The organism is Roseovarius sp. CH_XMU1461, assembly GCF_037027165.1.
GTDB lineage: Bacteria > Pseudomonadota > Alphaproteobacteria > Rhodobacterales > Rhodobacteraceae > Roseovarius > Roseovarius nubinhibens.
The window spans coordinates 235,270-256,777 of the sequence record NZ_JAYMDV010000001.1 but is presented as its reverse complement, the minus strand read 5'-3'; the positions used below and the strand labels follow the sequence as shown (position 1 = coordinate 256,777).

At 63.7% G+C, this 21,508-nt stretch carries 20 protein-coding genes; 2 read left to right on the top strand and 18 right to left on the bottom strand.

Annotation, left to right across the window (positions count from 1 at the left end; all coding sequences use genetic code 11):
- Positions 1 to 189: 189 nt before the first annotated feature.
- The 12 genes from WA237_RS01275 to WA237_RS01220 all read right to left on the bottom strand — a co-directional run bounded on the left by WA237_RS01275 (position 190) and on the right by WA237_RS01220 (position 11,129).
- Positions 190 to 684 carry a hypothetical protein gene (locus tag WA237_RS01275; protein ID WP_336096370.1) on the bottom strand — a complete coding sequence of 165 codons (495 nt, stop codon included), beginning with the start codon at positions 682 to 684 and terminating at the stop codon, positions 190 to 192.
- Between the two features lie 143 nt (positions 685 to 827).
- Positions 828 to 1,673, bottom strand: coding sequence for a tetratricopeptide repeat protein (locus WA237_RS01270; RefSeq protein ID WP_336096369.1), 846 nt, complete (start codon positions 1,671 to 1,673; stop codon positions 828 to 830).
- A 31-nt stretch (positions 1,674 to 1,704) separates the two neighbouring features.
- Positions 1,705 to 2,253, bottom strand: coding sequence for a tetratricopeptide repeat protein (locus WA237_RS01265; RefSeq protein ID WP_336096368.1), 549 nt, complete (start codon positions 2,251 to 2,253; stop codon positions 1,705 to 1,707).
- Between the two features lie 61 nt (positions 2,254 to 2,314).
- Positions 2,315 to 3,286 (bottom strand): type II secretion system F family protein, encoded by a 972-nt coding sequence (locus WA237_RS01260; RefSeq protein ID WP_336096367.1) that lies wholly within the window; start codon positions 3,284 to 3,286, stop codon positions 2,315 to 2,317.
- A gap of 13 nt (positions 3,287 to 3,299) precedes the next feature.
- Complete coding sequence (locus WA237_RS01255; RefSeq protein ID WP_216015715.1) at positions 3,300 to 4,268, bottom strand: type II secretion system F family protein; 969 nt, start codon at positions 4,266 to 4,268, stop codon at positions 3,300 to 3,302.
- 5 nt (positions 4,269 to 4,273) lie between these two features.
- Entirely contained in the window at positions 4,274 to 5,722 is a 1,449-nt protein-coding gene (locus tag WA237_RS01250; RefSeq protein ID WP_009812665.1) for a CpaF family protein, read from the bottom strand.
- 28 nt (positions 5,723 to 5,750) lie between these two features.
- On the bottom strand, positions 5,751 to 6,983 hold the full coding sequence (locus WA237_RS01245) for an AAA family ATPase (protein ID WP_442970231.1): 1,233 nt from the start codon (positions 6,981 to 6,983) through the stop codon (positions 5,751 to 5,753).
- A 262-nt stretch (positions 6,984 to 7,245) separates the two neighbouring features.
- Positions 7,246 to 7,908, bottom strand: a complete 663-nt coding sequence (locus WA237_RS01240; protein ID WP_336096365.1) for an OmpA family protein — start codon at positions 7,906 to 7,908, stop codon at positions 7,246 to 7,248.
- 16 nt (positions 7,909 to 7,924) lie between these two features.
- Positions 7,925 to 9,346 (bottom strand): type II and III secretion system protein family protein, encoded by a 1,422-nt coding sequence (locus WA237_RS01235; protein ID WP_336096364.1) that lies wholly within the window; start codon positions 9,344 to 9,346, stop codon positions 7,925 to 7,927.
- Between the two features lie 211 nt (positions 9,347 to 9,557).
- Positions 9,558 to 10,427, bottom strand: a complete 870-nt coding sequence (cpaB, locus tag WA237_RS01230) for a Flp pilus assembly protein CpaB (RefSeq protein ID WP_336096363.1) — start codon at positions 10,425 to 10,427, stop codon at positions 9,558 to 9,560.
- A gap of 123 nt (positions 10,428 to 10,550) precedes the next feature.
- Entirely contained in the window at positions 10,551 to 10,742 is a 192-nt protein-coding gene (locus tag WA237_RS01225) for a Flp family type IVb pilin (protein WP_216015711.1), read from the bottom strand.
- A gap of 177 nt (positions 10,743 to 10,919) precedes the next feature.
- Positions 10,920 to 11,129, bottom strand: coding sequence for a Flp family type IVb pilin (locus WA237_RS01220; RefSeq protein WP_040617804.1), 210 nt, complete (start codon positions 11,127 to 11,129; stop codon positions 10,920 to 10,922).
- Between the two features lie 350 nt (positions 11,130 to 11,479).
- Here WA237_RS01220 and WA237_RS01215 point away from each other — a divergent pair, with 350 nt between their 5' ends.
- Positions 11,480 to 12,364, top strand: coding sequence for a lytic transglycosylase domain-containing protein (locus WA237_RS01215; RefSeq protein WP_336096362.1), 885 nt, complete (start codon positions 11,480 to 11,482; stop codon positions 12,362 to 12,364).
- 79 nt (positions 12,365 to 12,443) lie between these two features.
- On the opposite strand, the gene WA237_RS01210 is transcribed toward WA237_RS01215, so the two are convergent.
- Positions 12,444 to 13,070, bottom strand: a complete 627-nt coding sequence (locus tag WA237_RS01210) for a 3-oxoacid CoA-transferase subunit B (protein WP_336096361.1) — start codon at positions 13,068 to 13,070, stop codon at positions 12,444 to 12,446.
- 2 nt (positions 13,071 to 13,072) lie between these two features.
- Entirely contained in the window at positions 13,073 to 13,768 is a 696-nt protein-coding gene (locus WA237_RS01205) for a CoA transferase subunit A (protein ID WP_009812656.1), read from the bottom strand.
- 176 nt (positions 13,769 to 13,944) lie between these two features.
- Between WA237_RS01205 and WA237_RS01200 the strand changes: the two genes are divergently transcribed.
- Positions 13,945 to 14,886: a DMT family transporter gene (locus WA237_RS01200; protein WP_336096360.1), complete on the top strand. Its 942-nt coding sequence runs from the start codon at positions 13,945 to 13,947 to the stop codon at positions 14,884 to 14,886.
- A gap of 6 nt (positions 14,887 to 14,892) precedes the next feature.
- On the opposite strand, the gene WA237_RS01195 is transcribed toward WA237_RS01200, so the two are convergent.
- From WA237_RS01195 to tldD, 4 genes are all read right to left on the bottom strand, one after another.
- Complete coding sequence (locus tag WA237_RS01195; RefSeq protein WP_336096359.1) at positions 14,893 to 15,477, bottom strand: L,D-transpeptidase; 585 nt, start codon at positions 15,475 to 15,477, stop codon at positions 14,893 to 14,895.
- A gap of 176 nt (positions 15,478 to 15,653) precedes the next feature.
- Positions 15,654 to 18,245: a type I DNA topoisomerase gene (gene topA / locus WA237_RS01190; RefSeq protein ID WP_336096358.1), complete on the bottom strand. Its 2,592-nt coding sequence runs from the start codon at positions 18,243 to 18,245 to the stop codon at positions 15,654 to 15,656.
- 173 nt (positions 18,246 to 18,418) lie between these two features.
- On the bottom strand, positions 18,419 to 19,588 hold the full coding sequence (gene dprA / locus WA237_RS01185; RefSeq protein WP_442970229.1) for a DNA-processing protein DprA: 1,170 nt from the start codon (positions 19,586 to 19,588) through the stop codon (positions 18,419 to 18,421).
- Positions 19,589 to 19,936: 348 nt separating this feature from the next.
- Complete coding sequence (gene tldD / locus WA237_RS01180; protein WP_336096356.1) at positions 19,937 to 21,358, bottom strand: metalloprotease TldD; 1,422 nt, start codon at positions 21,356 to 21,358, stop codon at positions 19,937 to 19,939.
- Positions 21,359 to 21,508: the final 150 nt, after the last annotated feature.

Sequence of the window (21,508 nt, the reverse complement as noted above, 5' to 3'; positions counted from 1 at the left end):
GGGAGGGGCGGAGCGGGGTAAAATGGCGGGTCGGTATCCTGTCGGTATAACGACGGTAAAGCGACAGTGGCCAAATCCGCCAAAGGGACGCGCACGGCACAGGAAAAACCCGCCAAAATGGCGGGTCGGTATCCTGTCGGTATGACGGCGGTAAAGCGACTGTGGTGAAATTCGCCCTGAGCGCGGGCCTCACGCGCCGTAGCAGAAGCCGAGGCCGAGGTAGATCGCCAGCGCGCCGCCGAGGCTCAGCCCCATCGGGTATTTGCCTTCGCGGTGCCAGCTCTCCCAATGCGGGGCGAGGTTGCGCAGGCGGGTATGTTTGCCGAGCCGATGCGCCGCAAGGCCCGCGACGAGGGTGAAGGCGAGGATGACGAGGAGGAGCCGGATGTCGCCCAGCGCCACGAAAGGCGCGGCGGCGGCGGCGAATTTGGCGTCGCCCGCGCCGACGAGACCGGCGGCGTTGAGCCCGACGCCAAGGGCTAGGATCACCAGGAAATGCGCATAGCGCCAGAGATAGGCGTCGAAGGGCAGGGCGAGGGGGCCGATGATAACAAAAACCGCAATCAGCGCCAGAACGGCGAGGTTGAGGATCTTCATCAGCTTGAGGTCGGTATAGGCGACCCAGAGGCAGATGGGCAGGGCGAAGGGGAAAAACCACGTCGCGGCTGTTTGAGTGATCTCCATGGCTCGGCTCCTGGCGCGATGGCGATGTCCTGTGATCCGGGAAAGCCGGTGTTGCGGTGGCTCAGCTCAGATCGTGGTGGGTGCCAGATAGTGACGGGGTGGGGCGCGCGGAGGAGGGGGAGGGTGTCCCCGCGCGACAGGGTTTAGGAGTTTTCCAGCGCGGTCAGGCTGCGGGCGGCGGCGTCGAAATGCTGGGGATGGGTGTCGACCGCATCGCGCAAGAGCCCCTTGCCGATGGTGACATCGCCCTGTTTCACGGCCGTGAGCCCTAGGGAATAGAGCAGCTCGGCGCGCTCGGCTTGCGACATGGGCATCACCGGCATGGTGTATTTCTTTTGCGCACCACGGGCGAGGATCAGGTTGTTCTTGGCGGTGAAGAGCTTGCCATCGAGCCGGATCGCATCGGCAAAGAGCCGTTCGGCATCGGCGTAATCGCCGCGGGTGAGCTTGGAATAGCCCCAGTTGTTCATGACGCCCGCCGGGGTGGTGGTGAGACCGACGGCGGTGTCATAGAAGCTGTCGGCTTTTTTCCAGTCCTTGTTGCTGTCGGCGACCATCGCCTCGAGCCGGTAGCGTTTGAAGGTCTCGAAGGTCGGCGGCACGGTGTTGAGGGTCTTTTCCGCGGCTTTCCAGTCGCCGTTGCGGATCAGCGCATCGGCCAGTTCCACCCGGTCGTCATCGGTGACGTCCTTATGGGCCACGACCTTTTGCCAGGCGGAGACGGCCTCGGTGTGGCGGCCGGCGCGGATCAGCGATATGGCCAGCCCGCGTTGCAGGTCGATGCGGTCGGGCTGTTCGCCGGTGGCACGCTGAAAATAGGTGACCGCCTCGTTCGGGTCGCCGACGGTCAGCATGACATCGTTGAGATTGCTTTCGTCAATGACGTTCACGCCATTGAAGGACCGGGTCGCATCCTCACCGGTATTTTCACAGGCAGCCATAGCCACCAGTGCCGGGATGCACAGCGAAACAAGGATAGGGTGGCGCATTTTTCTGCGTCCTCTTACTGCTACTGCCTCGTTATCGTATCTTGCGGATCAGGAAATCCCCGCTGCCGCGTCGCACGATTTTATATTCTTGCTCTGTGTCAGGATCATAAACCGCCTCGTCAAGCTTGGCGAGGGCCAAGCGTAAATTATCGCGGATTGCGTCACTTTCGCCATTGTCGAGCGCATAGGCGTGGCGGAAGATTTGCGAGGCTTCGGCGGTTTCGCCGCGCTCCATCAGCACGACGCCGAGGTTGTTCCAGGTTTCCGGCACCGCGTCCTCGGCCTTGATCGCGTCGCGCAGCAGGGTTTCGGCCTGGCCGAGGCGGCGCAGCCCGAGATTGACGGTGCCCATGCCGGCCATGATTTCCGGGGTCATCCCGTCCTTGAGCGCGGCGCGGGAGAAGGCCTGCAGCGCCAGCTCGTATTCCTGGGCGCGCACGAGGCGATGGGCCACGGTGAGCGGGTCGGTGGAATGGCCGCTGTCGGCGACGCCGGGTGCAAAGGGGTCCTCCGGCAGGGTGCTGTCGGAGCACCCGGCCAGGGCGATGAGCAGTGCCAGAGCAAGAGCCGTCTTTGTCATTCCCACCGTCTACCGGTCCAGCCTGTGCCAGTCTAGCCTATCGGTCCGCCCGGGGCGGGGGTCAGAGACCCGTGCCCATGGTCATCAGATCCATGATGCCGAGAACGGAGGGGCCGACAAGGATGATCAGCAATGGGGGCACGGTAAGCCCCATCGTGCACAAAGTCATCTTGGTCGGGATTTTGTTGGCTTTTTCCTCGGCGCGCATGACCCTTTTGTCACGCATCTCGGCGGCGTAGACGCGCAGCGCGTCGCCCACCGAGGTGCCGAAGGTTTGCGATTGCACCAGCACGGTCACGAAGGACGAGATGTCCTGCACGCCGCAGCGGTCGCCCATTTCATTGAGCACCGAGGCCTTGTCGCGGCCGGCTTTAATCTGTTGCGCGACGAGTTGATATTCATCGGCCAGCGCCGGGTAGGAGGCGCGGATTTCCTCGGAGACGCGGACGATGGATTGGTCCATGGATTGCCCGGCCTCGACGCAGACGAGCATCATGTCGAGACTGTCGGGGAAGCCGTCCTGAATTTCCTCCTGGCGCTGTTGCTGGCGCTTGGTGACCCAGTATTTCGGCGCGAGATAGCCGATGGCGCCGGGCACGAGGATATAGAGGATGGTCTGGGTGGTGGTGGTGTCCGGGCCCTGCACGAAGAGCAGGAAGTAGATCACGCCCACCACCAGAAGCCCGAGGCCGAGGGCGAATTGGGCGAAATGGTAGTAGCGCACGGCGTCGCGATTGCGATAGCCCGCTTGCAGGAGCTTCTTGCGCATCTCCGACATCTGCTTCTCGTCCTGGGGTTCGAGAAAGTTCGCATATTTGTCGAGCTTTTCGTTGCGCGAGCCAGAGCGCAGCTTGGCCTTGGTTTCCAGGCCCTGCTGTTTTTGCGATTTCTTGAGCTTGTCGAGCGGGTCTTCGGGCTGATTGATCATGAGCACCAGGGTGATCATGATCAAGAGCAGGCCGAGCGTGCCGACGGCGATCAGCGGGCCAAATTCGCCCAGGTTTGCCGTGAGGAAATCGTTCAGTTGTGACATGGGGTAAGTTTCCTCAAACCTTGATGTTCACCAGACCGCGCATGACGATCAGGTTCAGGACAAGAAAGACGCCGACGGTGATGGCCGCGGGGATGAAAAACGCGTGTTCCATGGCTTCGTCATAGTAATTGGGGTCGATGAGCTGAATGCCGATGAGGGCCATCAGCGGGAAGCCGGAGAGGAAATTGCCGGACCATTTGGCCTCGGCGGTAATGGCCTTGACGCGGCGGAAGAGCTTGAACCGCGAGCGGATCACCTTGGACAGGCCGTCGAGGATTTCGGCGAGGTTGCCGCCCGATTGCTGCTGGATGGTGACGGCCACGGCGAGGAAGCGCAGATCCTGCATGTCGAGCCGCTCGGCCATGTCCTTGAGCGCCTCGCCCAGTTCGCGGCCATAGGCGGCCTCGTCGGCGATGATGCCAAACTCCGTGGCGAGCGGGTCGGAGACCTCATTGGCCACGATGGAGATCGCGGCCGAGAAGGGGTGACCCACGCGCAGCGAGCGGACCATGAGCTCGATCGCGTCGGGGAGCTGTTCCTCGAGCCGGGCGGTGCGTTTCTTGGCCTTGGAGGAGATCCACATGAAGATCGCGCTGACGCCGATGCCGATGGAGGCGAGGATGCGGACGGGCAGCGAGGTGGCGGTGCCGAAGGTCAGGCCGACGAAGGCCACCATGCTCAGCAGCACCATCAGCATGATGAGCTGTTTCGGCGAGAAGGCGATGGCGGCCTTCTGGGCCTTGGTGGCGAGGATCGCATAGAGCGGGATGCGGCGCGAGCGCAGGTGGAGCTGCATTTCCTTGCGCAGCTTTTCCATGACCTCTTCGCGGTTGGCGTTTTTGTCCAGCATCTCGAGCCGGCGGTTGACGCGGCTGTTGAGTGAGATGGATTTGCCGAAGACCGTGAGATAGATTCCTTCGACCAGCACAAGCACGCCGACGAAGATCAGGCCGTAGATGATGGGTTCGATGCTGAGGGTCATGGGGGTTATCCCGCCTTTGTGGGTTCGTAGATGGACGGCGGCAGGTCATAGCCCCAGAGACGGAACCGTTCGGAATAGGCCGAGCGGACGCCGGTGGCGGTGAAATGGCCGATGATCTTGTTGTCTGGGGTGAGGCCGACGCGCTGAAAGCGGAAGACCTCCTGCATCGAGATGACGTCGCCTTCCATGCCGGTGATCTCGGTGATCGAGGTCATGCGGCGCGAGCCGTCCTGGAGACGCGAGGCCTGCACCAGCAGGTTGACCGCCGAGGAAATCTGCGAGCGGACGGCCTTGAGCGGCATTTCCATACCGGCCATGGCAACCATGTTTTCCAGACGGCTGATGCCGTCGCGCGGGTTGTTGGCGTGGATCGTGGTCATCGAGCCGTCGTGGCCGGTGTTCATGGCCTGCAGCATGTCGATCACTTCCTCGCCGCGGGTCTCGCCGACGATGATCCGGTCAGGACGCATCCGCAGGGCGTTCTTGAGGCAGTCGCGCGGCGACACTTCGCCCTTGCCCTCGACGTTGGGCGGGCGGCTTTCCATCCGGCCGACATGGGTCTGCTGGAGCTGAAGTTCGGCGGTGTCCTCGATGGTCAGGATCCGTTCGGAATTGTCGATGAAGGAGGACAGCGCGTTGAGCGTCGTCGTCTTACCAGAGCCGGTCCCGCCCGACACGATCACGTTGAGCCGGGTCGCCACGGCGGCCTGCAGATAGGCGGCCATTTCCTCGGAAAAGGCGCCGAATTTCACCAGATCGTCGATGCCGAGCTTGTCTTTCTTGAATTTCCGGATCGAGACGAGCGAGCCGTCCACCGCGACCGGCGGCACCATGGCGTTGAACCGCGAGCCATCGGCCAGACGGGCGTCGACATAGGGGTTGGATTCGTCGACGCGGCGGCCCACGGCCGAGACGATCTTGTCGATGATCCGAAGCAGGTGGCGTTCGTCCTTGAAGGTGACGTCGCTCAGCTGGAGCTTGCCTTCGCGTTCGACGAAGATCTGATGCGGGCCGTTCACCAGAATATCGTTGACCGTGTCGTCCTTGAGCAGGGTTTCAAGCGGGCCAAGGCCGCGCACCTCGTCATAGAGTTCTTGCACCAGCGTGGTGCGATCCTCGCGGTTGAGGATGATCGAACGCTCTTCGAGAACCTCGCCGGTGATGGCGCCGATTTCGGCGCGCAGCTCGGCCTCGGAGGCGGTTTCCAGCGCGCTCAGGTTGAGGTTGTCGAGCAACGAACGGTGCATTTCGAGTTTGATCTCGCCGAGACGTTCCTTGCGCTTGCGCTCCTTGTCCTGCGGCGCGGCCTGGGCCGAGCTCGCGGGCAGGGGTTTGCGCAGCGAGGGTTTGACCTCGGGGGCGGGCGCGGCGGCGGCGCTCTGCGGTTCGGCTTTGACCGCGGGGATCACGGGTTTTGCGGGCTCGGCCCCGTTCTTTTTATATCTCGAAAACATCGTTCAATCCTTCGGACAGGACCGCGGCTTAGGCGGCCTCGGCTTCGGCTTTGCCAAGCTCGTGGAGCGAGGTGGCCAGTTTTGCGATTTCCTTGCGCAGCGGGTTCTTGGGGGCGGAGGCCGCCAGCGGCAGGCCGTGGTCGGCGCCCTGGGTCACCGGCTTGCCGCCATCGGGCAATTGCAGTTCGATGCCAATCTCGAGGCTTTCCGACAGGCGCTTGATCCGCGACTTGCCGTTGAGGTCGGTGAATTTCGGCGCCCGGTTAAGGCAGTAGCGCAGTCGTTCCATCGGCAGCTCTTCGGCCTGCAGGGCGCGTTTGAGCCGGATCGTGTTCTGGGCCGAGCGCATGTCCATTTCAATGGTGACGAAATAGATCTGCGATGCCGTGAGCACGGTTTCGGTCCATTGCACCAGCGCCGTCGGCATGTCGATGACGACATAGTCAAAGAGGCTTTGGGCCAGCTCGAGCACCCGGCTCACATCCTCGGGGCTGATCAGGTCGAGCGGCAGGATGTCGGGCGGCGCGGTAAGCACCCAGAGGCTGTCCTCATGCGATTGCAGGGCCGAGCGGAAGATATCCTCGTCCATGGTCTCGGTGTCGGACCACATTTCATAGACGGCCTCGCGGCGCGGCAGGTCGAGGAAGGTCGACACGCTGCCTTGTTGCAGGCTGAAATCGAGGATGCAGACCTTGGGCGGGTTTTTCTTGTCGGTGAGCGTCAGCTCCCAGGCGAGGTTGACCGCGAGCGTGGTGGCCCCGGTGCCGCCGGCGATGCCCTGCACCCCGATAACCACGCCATCGCGCCCGGAAGCGGTGGGCGCGTTGTTCGTCGTATTGAGGGCGGGTTCGGCCGGTTTGCGCAGCCGTTCGATGGCGGCCTGCAATTCGTTCTCGGGAAGCGGGTAGGGGACGAATTCATCGGCCCCCTGACGCAGCAGGGAGTGCAGGGCAATCGGGCTCACATCATCGGCGATGAGGATCACCTGAATGTTGCGGCCGCGGGCCTGACGGATGATGTCGGAGATCATTTCGAGATTGCTCTCGTCCGTCTCGTCAATGGCGATGGCCACGAATTCAAGTGCCTTGGCATCCGGTTGATTGAGAAAGGCCAAGGCTTCGTGAAAGCCAAGATCGCCCCAGGCTTCGCCCATGACGGTTTCCATGTCCTCGATCAGCAGATCAAAGTTGCGCACGTCCCTGCTAATCGTGCAGGCGACGATTGGGCTCGGTTCTGGTTGTTGCATCGCACTACTCGTCATGCCGTATTCGTCCTATTCAGTGCCGCGCCTGGCGACGTGGTGATCAGGCCGCCGTTATGTTCGGCGATTCTCCTGACCCGATACGCCCACGAATTAAGGGGCGGGCGCATCTTTGGCTTAGGGGAATGTCGGTGAAAATCTGGGCAACATTAGGGCTAAAAAACCGTAATTGTGCGGTCATTAGAGACAAAGAAAAACCCGCCTAGGCGCGGCGGGCTTTTAGGTGTCCCGGACAAGCCGGGCAGGGAGAAACTTGTTTGTGTTACTCTGAACTGCCAGAGGAGGCGGCGTCGCCAACGACGGTCCATCTCGCGTCGGAGACCGCGCTCTTGATATATTCGCGATAGACCACCTCGGCATATTTGCCGTCCATGATGATCGGGTTCGACCTCACAAAGCCGCTGACCTCGGTCACGGTGCGGCGGTTGCGGCGTTCGCGGCCTTCGGTGACGATCAGCGGTTGGGTTTCGCCGAAGGAGGCGACTGCCTCGAGCCGCGAGGTGCTGATGCCTTGGCTGGCGAGATAGGCGACCACGGCGCGGGCGCGGGCCATGCCGAGGGCCTTGTTATAGCCATGCGAGCCGACCTTGTCGGTGTGGCCATAGACGCGGAAGCGGACCTCGGGGAATTGGCGGATCCAATGCGCCTGTTCGCGCAGCGTGTCGCGGGCGCCGGCGTCGAGCTGGGCCGAGTTGAAGGCGAAGTTGACGGTCGTGGCGACCTCGTTCGCGAAGCGATGCGAGAGGTTGTAGACATAGGCCCCCTCGTTGGTCATCGCATGCTGGTTTTGCATGGTGGCGTTGCCGAAGCTGCCGGTGTCGACGAGGGCGCCCGCCTCGCTGTGATAGGAGCGGTAGACGTCGCTGCCCGGTGCCGCACAGCCAGCCAATGCCAGTAGCGCGAGGAAAGTTGTGGTGTGTTTCATTGTCCCTCTCCCCTCATCAATCCATCACATAGCCATAGGAGCCGTTGAAGTCCTGCTTAGCCACTTCACCGACGCTGCCTTTGGAGTTACGCACCTGACGGGCGACCCGGCCATTGAGGAAGAGATCCGCCTCGGAGGGGGGCAACACCCGATCGGTGGGCAGGGCAAGCGCCTCGCCCCGGGTCGGCGTGACCAGATGGGCGGTGACGATGATCACCAGCTCGGTCTGCGAGCGCTGATAGTTGGCGCTGCGGAAGAGGGCGCCAAGCACCGGCAGATCGCCGAGCCATGGCACCTGACCGTTGGTGTCCTCGAAATCATCCTGCAGGAGCCCGGCGATGGCAAAGCTGTCGCCGTCGCGCAAGGATACGGTGGTCGAGGTCGAGCGGGTGCGGAAACCGGCGATGGTGATCGTGCCGTCGCTATAGCCGTTGCTCGGGTCAATGGAGGAGACGGCAGCGGCAATCTCGAGGTTGATCACCTCGTCGTCGAGCACATAGGGCACGAAGTTAAGCTGCACGCCGAAAGGTTTGAATTCGACGGCGATGGCGCCTTCTTCCTGGGCCACCGGGACCGGGTATTCGCCACCGGCGAGGAAATTGGCCTCTTGGCCCGAAAGGGCGGTGAGGTTCGGTTCGGCGAGGGTGCGAACAAGCCCTTTACTTTCAAGAGCTTGGATCAGGATGCCCACTTGGGCGGACCCGGCGTTAAGACCGATGAAGGCGGCGCCGTTGTTGGTGCCAGCGGTGCCGGTGCCAGGCTGAACGCCGATGGGGGTCTGAGCCGAGCTGCCGATGCCATTGGTGGAGACCGCGCCGCCGATGCCGCTGCCGTTCAGCCCGTCGATGAAGAGCGAAGTGCCGAGGCTCTTGGAGACGCTGCGCTGCATCTCGGCGAAGCGGACCTTGAGCATGACCTGCTGTTTGCCGGAGACCGACATCAGGTTCGAGACCCGTTCCGGGGCGTAGCGCTGGGCCAGGTCGAGGGCGCGCTGCATCCGTGGGGTCGAGGAGACCACGCCGGAGAGCACGATCCCGTCATTGGCGGTGCGCACTTCGATTTTCTCATTGGGCAGGATTTGCCGGAGCCGTTCCTTGAATTCGGAAATATCGGCGCTGACATGGACTTCGACATTGGTGATCAGCCGACCGGCCTCGTCGAGAAGGGTCAGCGTCGTGCGGCCGGGGGCCTTGCCGAGGAGGTAGATCGTGCGATCCGACAATGTGGAGAAATCCGCGATGGAGGCGTTGGCGACGCTCAGTTCCGCGAAGGGAACATCGCTCTCGACCACGATCGCGCGGTTCATGGAAACGCTGATGTCGCGCGATGCGCCCTTGCGCACCACGTGAAGATTTTCTGCGGACACCGGCGAGGGTGCTTGCCCTGCAAAGATGGCGACCCCCAATAGGGCCGCGATGCAAATACTCTTAATTTTCATTGTGACCTGCCTTCCGATCACGCCTCAGTTATGTGGGTCTTCTTGCCCAGTATTGCGCTCAGACTGCGCTAATTCGCATTTTTTATCAAGGAACAAAGGAAAATGCTGCATGTTTCCCGCTTTGTACGGGCAATCGTTGCAGGAATGCTACGTGAAACCAACAGGGCGTCCCGTGAGGAACGCCCTGAATTCTTGTGGCTCTGTGAGCCGATCAGTTGGTGCAGGGGATCTCTGTGACCACCACTTCGCCACCGCGGCGCGACTTGATCGTGCAGACCTGTTCGACGGGGGCCTGCACCTGCTTTTGCACCTGTTGCAGGCCGAGCAGGGAGGATTGGTCGACCTCGATCACCTCGGCGACGGTGTCTTCCTTGGTGCCGAGAAGGGAGAGCGTGAGCTTGCCGGTGGCCTGAGCCTGGGCGAGTGCCGCGACCTCTTGCGGCGAGACGGCCACGGTCACGGTCCGGGCGAGAATGGCGCCGGTGGTTTCGTCGTTGGACGACTGATCCACGGCGATCAGATCGACACCGGTGAGGATGAGCTTGGTCACGTCGCCGGTGCTGTCGCCTTCGGTGCGCAGCCCGCCGCGGCCGGTGTTGCCGGTCCAATAGACATCGACCCGGTCGCCGGGACGCAGGAAACCCGCGACGCCAGAGGTGGTGTCGACCTTGATGGCAAAGGCCCGTTTGCCGCGCTCAAGCTTGGTCAGGATGCCGGCATCTTCGCCGGGGGCCGTGACCTTGACGCCGAGCAGCGCCTCGTATTTCTCCATCGCCCGCAGAACGGTGCGGAATTCCTTTTCACCCTCGGGGAAAAGATCCTCGGCGGTTTGGAAGATGCCTTCGGGAAGGGCGCGGGCCGGGTATTTCACCTGAACGACGTCGTTCTTGGTGAGCCGGTCGCCATAGGCGAGGGCGCGTTTCGCGACATAGACGTCAACGGTCTTGATCGCCGGTTGATTGGCCGCGCGCGCGCTGTTGAGTTCTGTCCGATATCCCTGAATCACGGCTTTGGCCATGTAAACGGCAAATCCCGCCAGGCCGATGCCGACGATCAAAACCAATCCAAATACCAATCGCATTGGGCGTTCCTTTCCCGTTTTCTCCCGGCGCACACATTACTGCACGATTGATGGCCGGGGTTGCGTTCAGTTTAGAAGCCGTTCGTGGCGAAACCACGCTCGGATCGTGAAGTTCTGGCGGCGTTATTCGCCCTCGGTGCCGAGCGTGCTGATCGCCACGGCGTTGCCCACCCTCTCGGACAGGCCGTTGGTGCTGTTGTGGACGCTGGCCACGGCGGCCAGCCCAAGCCCGACAATTGCGGCTGTCAGAACAACCCAATCGACGGTGATCGCACCCGATTCAGATTTTAGGAAATTTCTAAGGAGCGTTTTCATGGCACTCATCCTTTGTTCGGCAGCATTACGATGTGCAACGGCGAAGCAAATGATGAACTGTTCCTTGCGGGCCTCGTTGTGACACGACGTCAGGCGACGCTGCAACTTGGAAGTCTGGGGGCGAGCAAAGCCGCAAACAGGATGTTCGCGGCTTTCTCAAGTCGTATCGGCGAGCGATTATTCAGCTTCGCCGCCGGCTGCCGGTGCGCCTTCAACGTCAACGGCTTGGACACCGTCGCTGATACGGCCGGCCAGCTCGTCCACGCCGTCGCTGACAGCGGCAACGCCTGCAATACCAAGGCCCACGATGGCTGCGGTCAGCACGACCCAGTCAACAGTCACGGCACCGTCTTCGTCTTTCACGAAAGCATTGATGAATTTGGTCATTAGTCGTCCCTCCAAAGGATCATGTAATCTCAAGTTAACAACCGCTCCACCGTCTTGGCCGCCTCTCTCTAAACGACCTTGGCTGCGGTATGGGGAGATATAGCCAGCGAAATCGGGCGGGAATTGGGCGCGATTCGTGCAATTTTCGCGCAGCCAGAATTAATTGCGGGTAAAGGGGTTAATTATTTGAAGTATAACGGAAATTTTTTATAAACTTTTTTGCGCTTCGCGGTGTAACACCCGGAAAACATGGTGAAGCAGCAGAATCAATCGGTGCAATTGTCGCCGAAGCTGGCGCAATTGACGGGATTCTGTGATACTTTGGCCAAAAATAAAGATGGGCAGTGAACATGCAGTATCTCTCTCGGATGGCAGGCCGGGCGGTTTTGATGGTGGCAGCAGGTCTCTTTCTGCACAGCGCCCCTGTCTGGGCCAAGGATCCCCCGCCGTTTCCAGAATTCACCTTTAAGATGGGCAAGCCGCCCAAACCCGGCACGCGCAAGCGGATCGACGTGCGGATCACGCCCGAAGAGTTTGCGGCGCAAACCCCGTCGCCCCGACCCGCGCAAAGCACAGGCGAGGCCGGGGCCGATGGCGGGACCGCGCAGGCCGCCGTGCCGGATGTGGCGACGGCGCGGGGCAAATACGGATGGTTCTGGGATGGTGTCCCCACGGGGGTGAGCGAAGAGACGCTTCTGCGGTTCGAGACGGCGCTCTTGCGGCTGAGCAAGCCGCCGGCGGGCGAGGTCGCGCCGCAGTTCCGGCTGCAGCATCTGCAAAAGCTCGCCGCCGCCTATGGGCCGCAGATCCTGATGTCGACGCTTGGCAAGGAGGTGTCGCCGGCGCTGGTCCTGGCGGTGATCGCGGTGGAATCCGGTGGCCGGGCCGATGCGGTGAGCAGCGCGGGCGCGCAGGGGGTGATGCAGCTCATCCCCGACACGGCGGCGCGGTTCGGGGTCAAGGACAGTCTCGACGCGGGCGAGAATATTCGCGGCGGGGTGGCCTATCTCGACTGGCTTTTGACCGAGTTCAAGGGCGATCCGATCCTCGCGCTGGCGGGGTATAATGCGGGCGAGAACGCGGTGAAGAGCCACAAGGGCGTGCCGCCCTATGCCGAGACGCTCGATTATGTGCCCAAGGTTCTGGCGGCGTTCGAGGTGGCGCGGGGGCTGTGCAAGACGCGGCCGCAATTCGTCACCGATGGCTGTGCGCTGACGCTGGCCTCGGCGCAGTAAATCCAGGCGTCCACCATAAGTGCCCAAATGAAAACGGCCCCCGCGCGGAGGGCCGTTTTGTCATTCTCTCTATATCGGCTCAGAGGATCGTGGCCTCGGTCGCGGCGCGCAACTCGTCCTCAGAGACGCCATCTGCGAGCTCGACGAGCTTGAGACCGTCCTCGACCACATCGAGCACACCGAGGTTGGTGATGATGCGGTTGACCACGCCCGCGCCGGTGAGCGGCAGGGTGCAGGATTTGAGCAGCTTGCTGTCGCCATGTTTGTTGGTGTGGTCCATGACCACCACCACGCGGCCGACACCGGCGACGAGATCCATCGCGCCGCCCATGCCTTTGACCAGCTTGCCGGGGATCATCCAGTTGGCGAGATCGCCGTTTTCGGCCACTTCCATCGCGCCGAGGATCGCCATGGCGATCTTGCCGCCACGGATCATGCCAAAGCTGGTGGCGCTGTCGAAATAGGCGGTTTCGGGCAGTTCGGTGATGGTCTGCTTGCCGGCGTTGATCAGGTCAGCATCCTCGCTGCCCGCCACCGGGAAGGGGCCCATGCCGAGCATGCCGTTTTCCGATTGCAGCGTGACGCTGACACCGTCGGGGATGAAGTTCGGCACGAGGGTCGGGATGCCGATGCCGAGATTGACATAAGTGCCGTCTTCGAGCTCGCGTGCGGCGCGAGCGGCCATTTGATTGCGGTCCCAGGGCATGATCAGGCCTCCCGTACTGTGCGTTGCTCGATGCGCTTTTCATGCGTGCCTTGGACAAGGCGGTGCACATAGACGCCGGGCAGGTGGATGGCATCGGGGTCAAGGCTGCCGACGGGGACGATTTCCTCGACCTCCATGATGCAGGTCTTGCCGCACATGGCCGCGGGCGGGTTAAAATTGCGCGCGGTCTTGCGGAAGATGGCGTTGCCGGTCTCGTCGGCCTTCCAGGCCTTGACGATGCTCAGATCCGCAAAGATGCCGCGTTCGAGAATATAGGTCTCGCCGTCGAACTCTTTGTGTTCCTTGCCTTCGGCTACTTCGGTGCCGACGCCGGTCTTGGTGTAGAAGCCCGGGATGCCCGCGCCGCCGGCGCGCATGCGCTCGGCCAGGGTGCCTTGGGGGTTGAACTCGATCTCGAGCTCGCCTGCAAGATACTGACGCATGAATTCGGCGTTCTCGCCGACATAGGAGGACATCATCTTCTTTACCTGCCGCGTCTGCAGCAGGATGCCGATGCCGAAATCATCCACGCCCGCGTTGTTGGAGGCGAATGTCAAATCCTTGGTGCCGGCGTCGCGAATGGCGCTCAGCAGAAGTTCGGGAATGCCGCAAAGCCCAAAGCCACCCGCGGCAATCGTCATGCCGTCAAAGAGCAGCCCATCCAGCGCCTCGGCGGCAGAGCCATAGATCTTGCCCACGAAACTCTCCTCTCTCATGTAAGATGGAGGGGTTGTGACGAGCGGTGGCCAGCCTGTCAACGGGGCGCGCGGTGGCTAGGTATTTCTACGCCACGGGCTCTGCGCCCTCGCACGGGGCGATGGTGGCTGGACAGTTGCGGTGAGGCTGGCCACACTCGCCCGCCGGAGGGACAAGAATGCACACCGACAATCTGCGCGCCGCGCTGCTCATCACCTTGGCGATGGTTTGCTTCACCAGCAATGACGCCTTTGTCAAACTGCTCGGTCAATATGTGACTTGGCAGCAGGCGCTGCTGTTGCGGAGCCTCGCGGCGCTGGTGTTCCTGACGCTGCTCTCGCCCTTTCTGGGGGGCGTGGCGACGCCGGCGCGGCTCTGGGCGTTGGCGCGGCGGGGGCGGGTGCGGCTTCGGGTGGCGTTCGAGGCTTGCGGGCTGAGCCTTTGGGTGCTGGCGCTGGTCAATATGCCCTTGTCGGGGGCGATCGCGGTCAATCAGCTGTTGCCGGTCTTCCTCATGCTGGGCGGCATGCTGGCCTATGGCGAGCGGCCCGGTCCGCATCGTAGCGCGGCGGCGCTGGTGAGTGTGATCGGCGTGGCGATGGTGGTGCGGCCGGGGGCGGAGACGTTGCAGATCCATGCGCTGCTGGCGATGCTGGCCACGGCCTGTATGGCGGGGCGCGATGTGGTGACGCGCGGCATCGCGCGCGAGGTGAGCCCGGTGCATGTGGCGCTCTTGTCGACGCTGGCCATCATCGGGATCGCCAGCGCCTTGGTCTGGCTCAGCGGGGAGTGGCGGCCTCTGGGCCTGCGGGCGCTCGGGGCGGCGGCGGGATCGGGCGCGGCGCTCTGCCTTGCCTTCGTGCTGGTGATCCGGGGGGCGCAGATGGGCGAAGTGAGCTTTGTCGCGCCGTTTCGCTATGCGGCGCTGGTCTGGGGGATGGTGCTGGCCTGGGCGGTGTTTGGCGAGGCGCCGGATGGCTGGTCGCTCATGGGGGCCGTGGTGATCATCGCCTCGGGCGTGTATCTCATGCTGCGCGAGCGCCGGGCGGGCGCGCGGGCGGCCACCATCCCGGATGGGGCGACCGGCGGCGGGGTGCCGCCGGGGCCAAAGCCGGGATAATCTCGCTTAGATGATGCGGACCTGGGTGCCGATGGGCACCAGCGCATAGAGCTCTTCGATCTTTTCATTATAGAGCCCGATACAGCCATCCGAGGAGCGGCGGCCGATCTTGCGCGTGTCATGGGTGCCGTGGATGAGATAGGCGGGCCAGCTCAGATACATGGCATGGGTGCCCAGCGGGTTGTCGGGGCCGGGGGGCATGTATTTGAGCTCGGGGTTGCGTTCGACCATGCTCGGCGTGGGCGTCCAGTCGGGGCCGACGCGTTTGCGCACGACCTTGGTATAGCCGCGCTTGGTCAGCTCTTCGGTCATCGGCACCGAGGTCGGGTAGATCCGGTAATCCGAGCCATCGGCATTCCAGTAATGGAGCGCGCGGCTGCCGGTGTCGGCGACGATGGCGCCCTGGTCGAGCGTGTCGAAATGGTCGCGCCAGTCCTGCATGGTAAAGCTCGACGCGTTGCGGCGCGTGCCGGTGGGGGCCAGCACGGTGGGCGCGGGGGCGGCGTGCAGGGCCGGGGCCGCGAGGACGCCGGTCAAGCCGCTGGCGAGGCCGCCCAGAACCAGGCGGCGAGTCAGGTGTTTTCTGGTCATGATCTTTCCTTCTGCTCTGGTTTTTTGCCCTGTCTGGACGGGATGGGCGGCAGAAGCTAGGTCAGGGGCGATCACAAATGCGCGATCTTGAATATGACGGCGCCCGACCGCTTAGGGGCCGGGCGCGTGATATTTTGGCGGCTGTGATGGGCCTCGATTGGGCCGGTCTGGGCCGGTTAGTCGGCCTCGGCCTTTTTGGAGGCAGGTTTCTTGGCGGCCGGTTTTTTGGCCGCGGTTTTCTTGGCGGCGGGCTTTTTCGCGGCTGCCTTCTTGGGGGCTGCCTTTTTGCGGGTGCCCTTCTTGGCGGCTTTTTCGGCGAGGAGCGCCACCGCCTGCTCCATGGTCACCTGTTCCGGCTCGATCTCTTTGGGGATGGTGGCGTTGACCTTTTCCCATTTGACATAGGGCCCGTAGCGGCCCGGCATCACATTCACCGGCCCGCCGTTTTCTGGATGCTCGCCCAGTTCCTTGAGCGGTTTCGCGGCGGCCCCGCGCCCGGCGCCGCGCGCGGCCTTTTGCGCCAGCACTTCAACGGCGCGGTTCATGCCGACAGTGAAGACCTCATCGACGGATTCGAGATTGGCATAGGTGCGGCCATGTTTGACGAAGGGGCCATAGCGCCCGATGCCGGCCTCGATCAGCTCGCCATCTTCGGGGTGGGGGCCGACTTCGCGCGGCAGGCTCAGCAGCAGCAGCGCCTTGTCGAGATCCATCTCGGCGGGTTGCCAGCCCTTGGGGAGCGAGGCGCGGGGCGGTTTCTTGTTGTTTTCCTCGGTGGCCTCGCCGCGTTGCACATAGGGGCCGAACCGGCCCGAGCGCAGGCTGATCTCGTCGCCATTGTCCTCGCCCAGGACCCGGTCGCCATTGTCGCCCGCCTCGCCGCCAATGGGGCGGGTGTAGCGGCATTCGGGGTAGTTGCCACAGCCGACAAAACCGCCGGAGCGCGAGGTTTTCAGGTGCAGCTTGCCCTCGCCGCAGAGCGGGCAGATGCGCGGATCGGAGCCGTCTTCGCGCGGCGGGTAGAGCGTCGGGGCGAGCGCGGCGTCGAGCACGTCGAGCACTTCGGTGATGCGCAGTTCCGAGGTTTCGGCGATGGCGACGGAGAAGTCGCGCCAGAAGCGGGCGAGCACCTGTTTGTAATCGGCATTGCCGGCGCTGACGACGTCGAGCTCTTCTTCGAGATCGGCGGTGAATTCATAGCCCACGTATTTGCGGAAGAAATTCAGCAAGAAGATCGTGACGATACGGCCCTTGTCCTCGGGGATCAGGCGGTTTTTGTCCTTGGTGACATATTCGCGTTCCTGAATCGTGGTGACGATCGAGGCATAGGTCGAGGGGCGGCCGATGCCGAGCTCTTCCATGCGTTTGACCAGCGTCGCCTCGGTGTAGCGCGGCGGCGGCTGGGTGAAATGCTGTTCCGGGGTGACGTCGCGTTTGGCCATGGCATCGCCCTGGGCGATCTGCGGCAGGCGCTTGTCGTCATCCTCGGTCACATCATCGTCGCGGCCCTCTTCATAGACGCGCAGGAAGCCGTCAAAGAGCACGACCTGACCGGTGGCGCGCAGGCCGACCTGGCCGTCCTGGCTGCCGATTTCGACGGTGGTGCGTTCGAGGCGGGCGCTCTCCATCTGGCAGGCGAGGGTGCGTTTCCAGATCAGATCATAGAGTTTGCGCTGATCGGCATCGGTGAGTTTGAGCGCGGCGGCGTCGCGGGTCATATCCGTCGGGCGGATACATTCGTGGGCCTCTTGCGCGTTCTTGGCCTTGTTCTTGTAGATGCGCGGGCTGCCGGGGACATATTCGGCGCCATAGCGGTCCTTGATCGCGTCGCGGGCGGCGGTGACCGCCTCGGGGGCCATGTCGATGCCGTCGGTCCGCATATAGGTGATGTGGCCGGCCTCGTAGAGACGCTGGGCGGCGCTCATGGTCTGGCGCGCGCCCATGCCGAATTTGCGGCTGGCCTCTTGCTGCAGGGTCGAGGTCATGAAAGGGGCGGACGGGTTGCGCGAGGCGGGCTTGGCCTCGACCGACTGAACCGAGAGATCGCGGGAGGAGACGGCCTGGACGGCGAGCTCGGCCTGGGTGGCGTTCTCGATGTCGTATTTGTCGAGCTTCTTGCCGGCGAGGGTGACGAGGCGAGCCTCGAATTCCTGACCGCGCGGGGTGCCGAGCAGCGCCTTGACGGACCAGTATTCGCGGGCGTTGAAGGCCTCGATCTCCATCTCGCGTTCAACGATGAGACGCAGGCAGACCGATTGCACACGCCCGGCCGAGCGGGCGCCCGGGAGCTTGCGCCAAAGCACCGGCGAGAGGTTGAAGCCCACGAGGTAATCGAGCGCGCGGCGGGCGAGATAGGCGTCGACCAGCGCGGTGTCGATTTCGCGCGGGTTTTGCATGGCCTCGGTCACGGCGGCTTTGGTGATCGCGTTGAAGACGACCCGGCTTACGGGGGTGTCTTTCTTGATAACCTTGCGTTTTCGCAGCGCTTCTTCGAGATGCCAGGAGATGGCTTCGCCTTCGCGGTCGGGGTCGGTGGCGAGGATCAGGGCGTTGTCGTCCTTGAGGGCGTCGGCGATGGCCTTGATATGTTTCTTGCTGTCGTTGCCGACCTCCCATTTCATGTCGAAATCGGCCTCGGGGTCGACCGAGCCGTCCTTGGGCGGCAGGTCGCGGACGTGTCCGTAAGAGGCCAGAACGGTGTAATCCGAGCCCAGATATTTGTTGATTGTCTTGGCCTTGGCCGGAGATTCGACGACAACAACGGGCATGAATTAACCTTTCGACTCATGGAATGGGCTGTGGCGGCGGAACATGTGTCGCGAGGGGGGGCTTTGTCAATGCGGGTGTTTTTGACGGTTTTCGACCCGCCAAATGGCGGGTCGGCAGGACGTCGGTATCGCGTCGGTAAAGCGACTGTGGGGATTTTCGCCCCTCAGGCGGCTCAGGAATTGCGCGACAAAAGCCCGCCAGCCTGCCGCTGAATGCGGCCCGCAAGCTCGAGATCGACGAGCGCGGGGGCCACCGCATTGGCGCCGAGACCCATGTCGCGGATGAGCTGATCCTCGGGCAGCGGCGAGGGGCCGAGCCGGTTGAGGATCTGGCTGTGGAGCTGCGCGGTGTCGCGCAGGCCGCGCTTTTCGGGCGGCGCCGCGGGGATGTCGGGGGCCATAGTGGGATCAGGTGTGGGGGGCTCGGGCGTGGCGGCGCGGGCTGGGGCCTCCTCGGTCAGAAGTTCGAGCACGTCGCGGGCATCGCGCACCAGTCGGGCGCCATCGCGGATGAGCATGTTGCAGCCCGCGGCGCGGGCGTCGAAGGGATGGCCCGGCACCGCCAGCACCTCGCGCCCCTGATCGAGCGCATTGCGGGCGGTCAAGAGAGAGCCGGATTTGGCGGCGGCATCGACCACCACGACGGCGCGGGCCAGCCCGCTGATCAAGCGGTTGCGCTGGGGGAAATGGCGGGCCTGCGGGGCGAGCCCCATGGCATTTTCCGACAGGCGCAGCCCATGGGCCAGAAGATCGACGGCGAGCCGGTCGTTTTCCACCGGGTAGATGACATCGACGCCGCCCGCCATGACGGCGATGGTGCCACTGTCGAGCGCGGCGCGATGGGCGGCGGTGTCGATACCACGGGCGAGGCCGGAGACCACGACATAGCCGGCACGACCCAGATCAGAGGCTAATGCCCGCGACATGCGCATGCCGAGCGAGGAGGCGTTGCGCGCGCCGACCAGTGCGATCATCGGGCGAGAGAGCACGGAGATGTCGCCGGTGACCCAGAGAAAGGGCGGCGGATCGGGAATGTCGCGCAGCGCGGCGGGGTAGTCGGCATCGGTGATGGCGAGAAACCGCGCCTTGTGGCGGGCGGCATTGCGCATTTCTATATGGGCGACGCCTTCGGGGCAGGGGATGTAATCGGTGACACCGGCGGCGCGGGCAATGTCAGGCAGCGCCGCGAGCGCGTTCTCGGCGGTGCCGAATTTCGCCAGGAGCCGGTAGAATGTGGTGATACCGACCCTGCGAGAGCGCAACAGGCGAAGCCACGACAACCGCGCATCTTCCGTGGTGGGTGGGAGAGGGGGGTGAGTGGAAGGATGTATGTCCACGGCCATCGTGCCTCCGCCTAGTTGCAAGGACAGGTGTAGCGCACGGTTGGTTAATGCCCGGTAAAGCGTTCCAAGAAATTTCGCGATGGATTGGGGAAAGTTTGGGGATGGCCCTGCGATGGGGGGCGAGCGGAGGGCGGGGCCCGACCGCGGGGGGGCATCGGCATCGGGTGTGCTGGGCAGTTTATCGTGCCGGGTCATCTGAGGTGTGATTGGGAGAAGGAGGGTGCAGAAGCGCCCGCCCGGGGGGCGGTCGGGCGCTGCCCGGCGGTGCTGCGCACCTTGTTCCGGGCTTTGGGGGGGGGGGCGGACGGGTGCTGCCCGGGCCACTTGCGCGGCTGGTCCGGGCTTGTCTCAGGTGGCCGAGCCGCCGACGGTGAGCCCGCCGATCATCACGGTGGGCTGGCCGACGCCGACGGGGACCCATTGGCCCTGTTTGCCGCAATTGCCCATGCCGGGATCGAGTGCCATGTCATTGCCCAGCGCGCGGATCTGCTGCAGCGCGGTGGCGCCGTCGCCGATAAGCGTGGCACCTTTGACCGGGGCGCCGACCTTGCCATCCTTGACGCGGTAAGCCTCGGTGCAGGAAAAGACGAACTTGCCATTGGTGATGTCGACCTGACCGCCGCCGAACCCCACCGCATAGATGCCGTCCTTGAGATCGGCCAGGATGTCGGCGGGGTCGCTGTCGCCGCCGAGCATATAGGTGTTGGTCATCCGGGGCATCGGGGCGTGGGCATAGCTCTCGCGGCGGCCATTGCCGGTGGGGGCGACGCCCATCAGCCGGGCGTTCTGGCGGTCCTGCATATAGCCCACGAGAATGCCGTCCTCGATCAGCACGTTCTTGGCCGAGGGGGTGCCTTCGTCGTCGATGGTGATCGAGCCGCGCCGCTCGGGGATGGTGCCATCATCGAGCACGGTGACCCCGGGCGCGGCGATGCGCTGGCCCATGAGACCGGCGAAGGCCGAGCTTTGCTTGCGGTTGAAATCACCTTCGAGCCCGTGGCCGATGGCCTCGTGCAGCAAGATGCCGGGCCAGCCGGGGCCGAGCACCACATCCATCACCCCCGCCGGGGCCGGTTCGGCGCGCAGGTTGACGAGCGCGATGCGCAGCGCCTCGCGGGCCTTGGCCTGCCAGTTCTCGGGCGCGATGAGCCCGTCGAGCCCGATGCGCCCGCCGCCGCCCGCCGAGCCGCTTTCGCGGCGGCCGTTTTCTTCGACGATCACAGAGACCTGGACCCGGGTCATCGGGCGGGTGTCGCTCACCTCATGGCCGTCGGGGCGCAGAATCACCACCTCTTGCAGGCTGGCGGCGATGGAGGCCGAGACCTGCACCACGCGGGGATCGAGATCGCGGGCGAAGGCGTCGATCTCGCGCAGCGTGTCGAGCTTGACCGGGAAGCTGGTGCCGCCGATGGGATCGGCGTCCGTATAAAGATGTGTGTTGGTGGCGCGCGGCGCGTCAGCCAGGGTGCCGCCACCGTCGCCCACGGCGAGGCGGGCGGTGGCTTCGGCGCGGGCGATGGCGGCTTCGCTGAGCTCGGTGGCATGGGCATAGCCGGTCACTTCGCCGCGCACCGCGCGCAGGCCGAAACCCTCGGAGGCGTCGTAGCTGGCGTTTTTCACCCGGCCATCATCAAAGACCAGCGCCTCGGAGCGGCGGCGTTCGAGGAACAATTCGCCATCGTCGGCGCCCTCGGTCGCGCGGCGCAGCGATTGCAGGGCAGTTTCGCGGTCGATCTGCGTCTCGAAGGGGCGGAAGGGCGTGTCGGTCATGGGTATTTCCTGTGTCGGGGCCATCCGGCGCGGCATGGCGCGGGCGAAAAAGCCCAAGTTTTACGGGGCGGAGCGAAAAAGCGTCTCTTTGCCGCAATGGTCTTTCTTGTCTGTGGGGGCAGAATATGGTTTTAACCGGCATTGAAACAA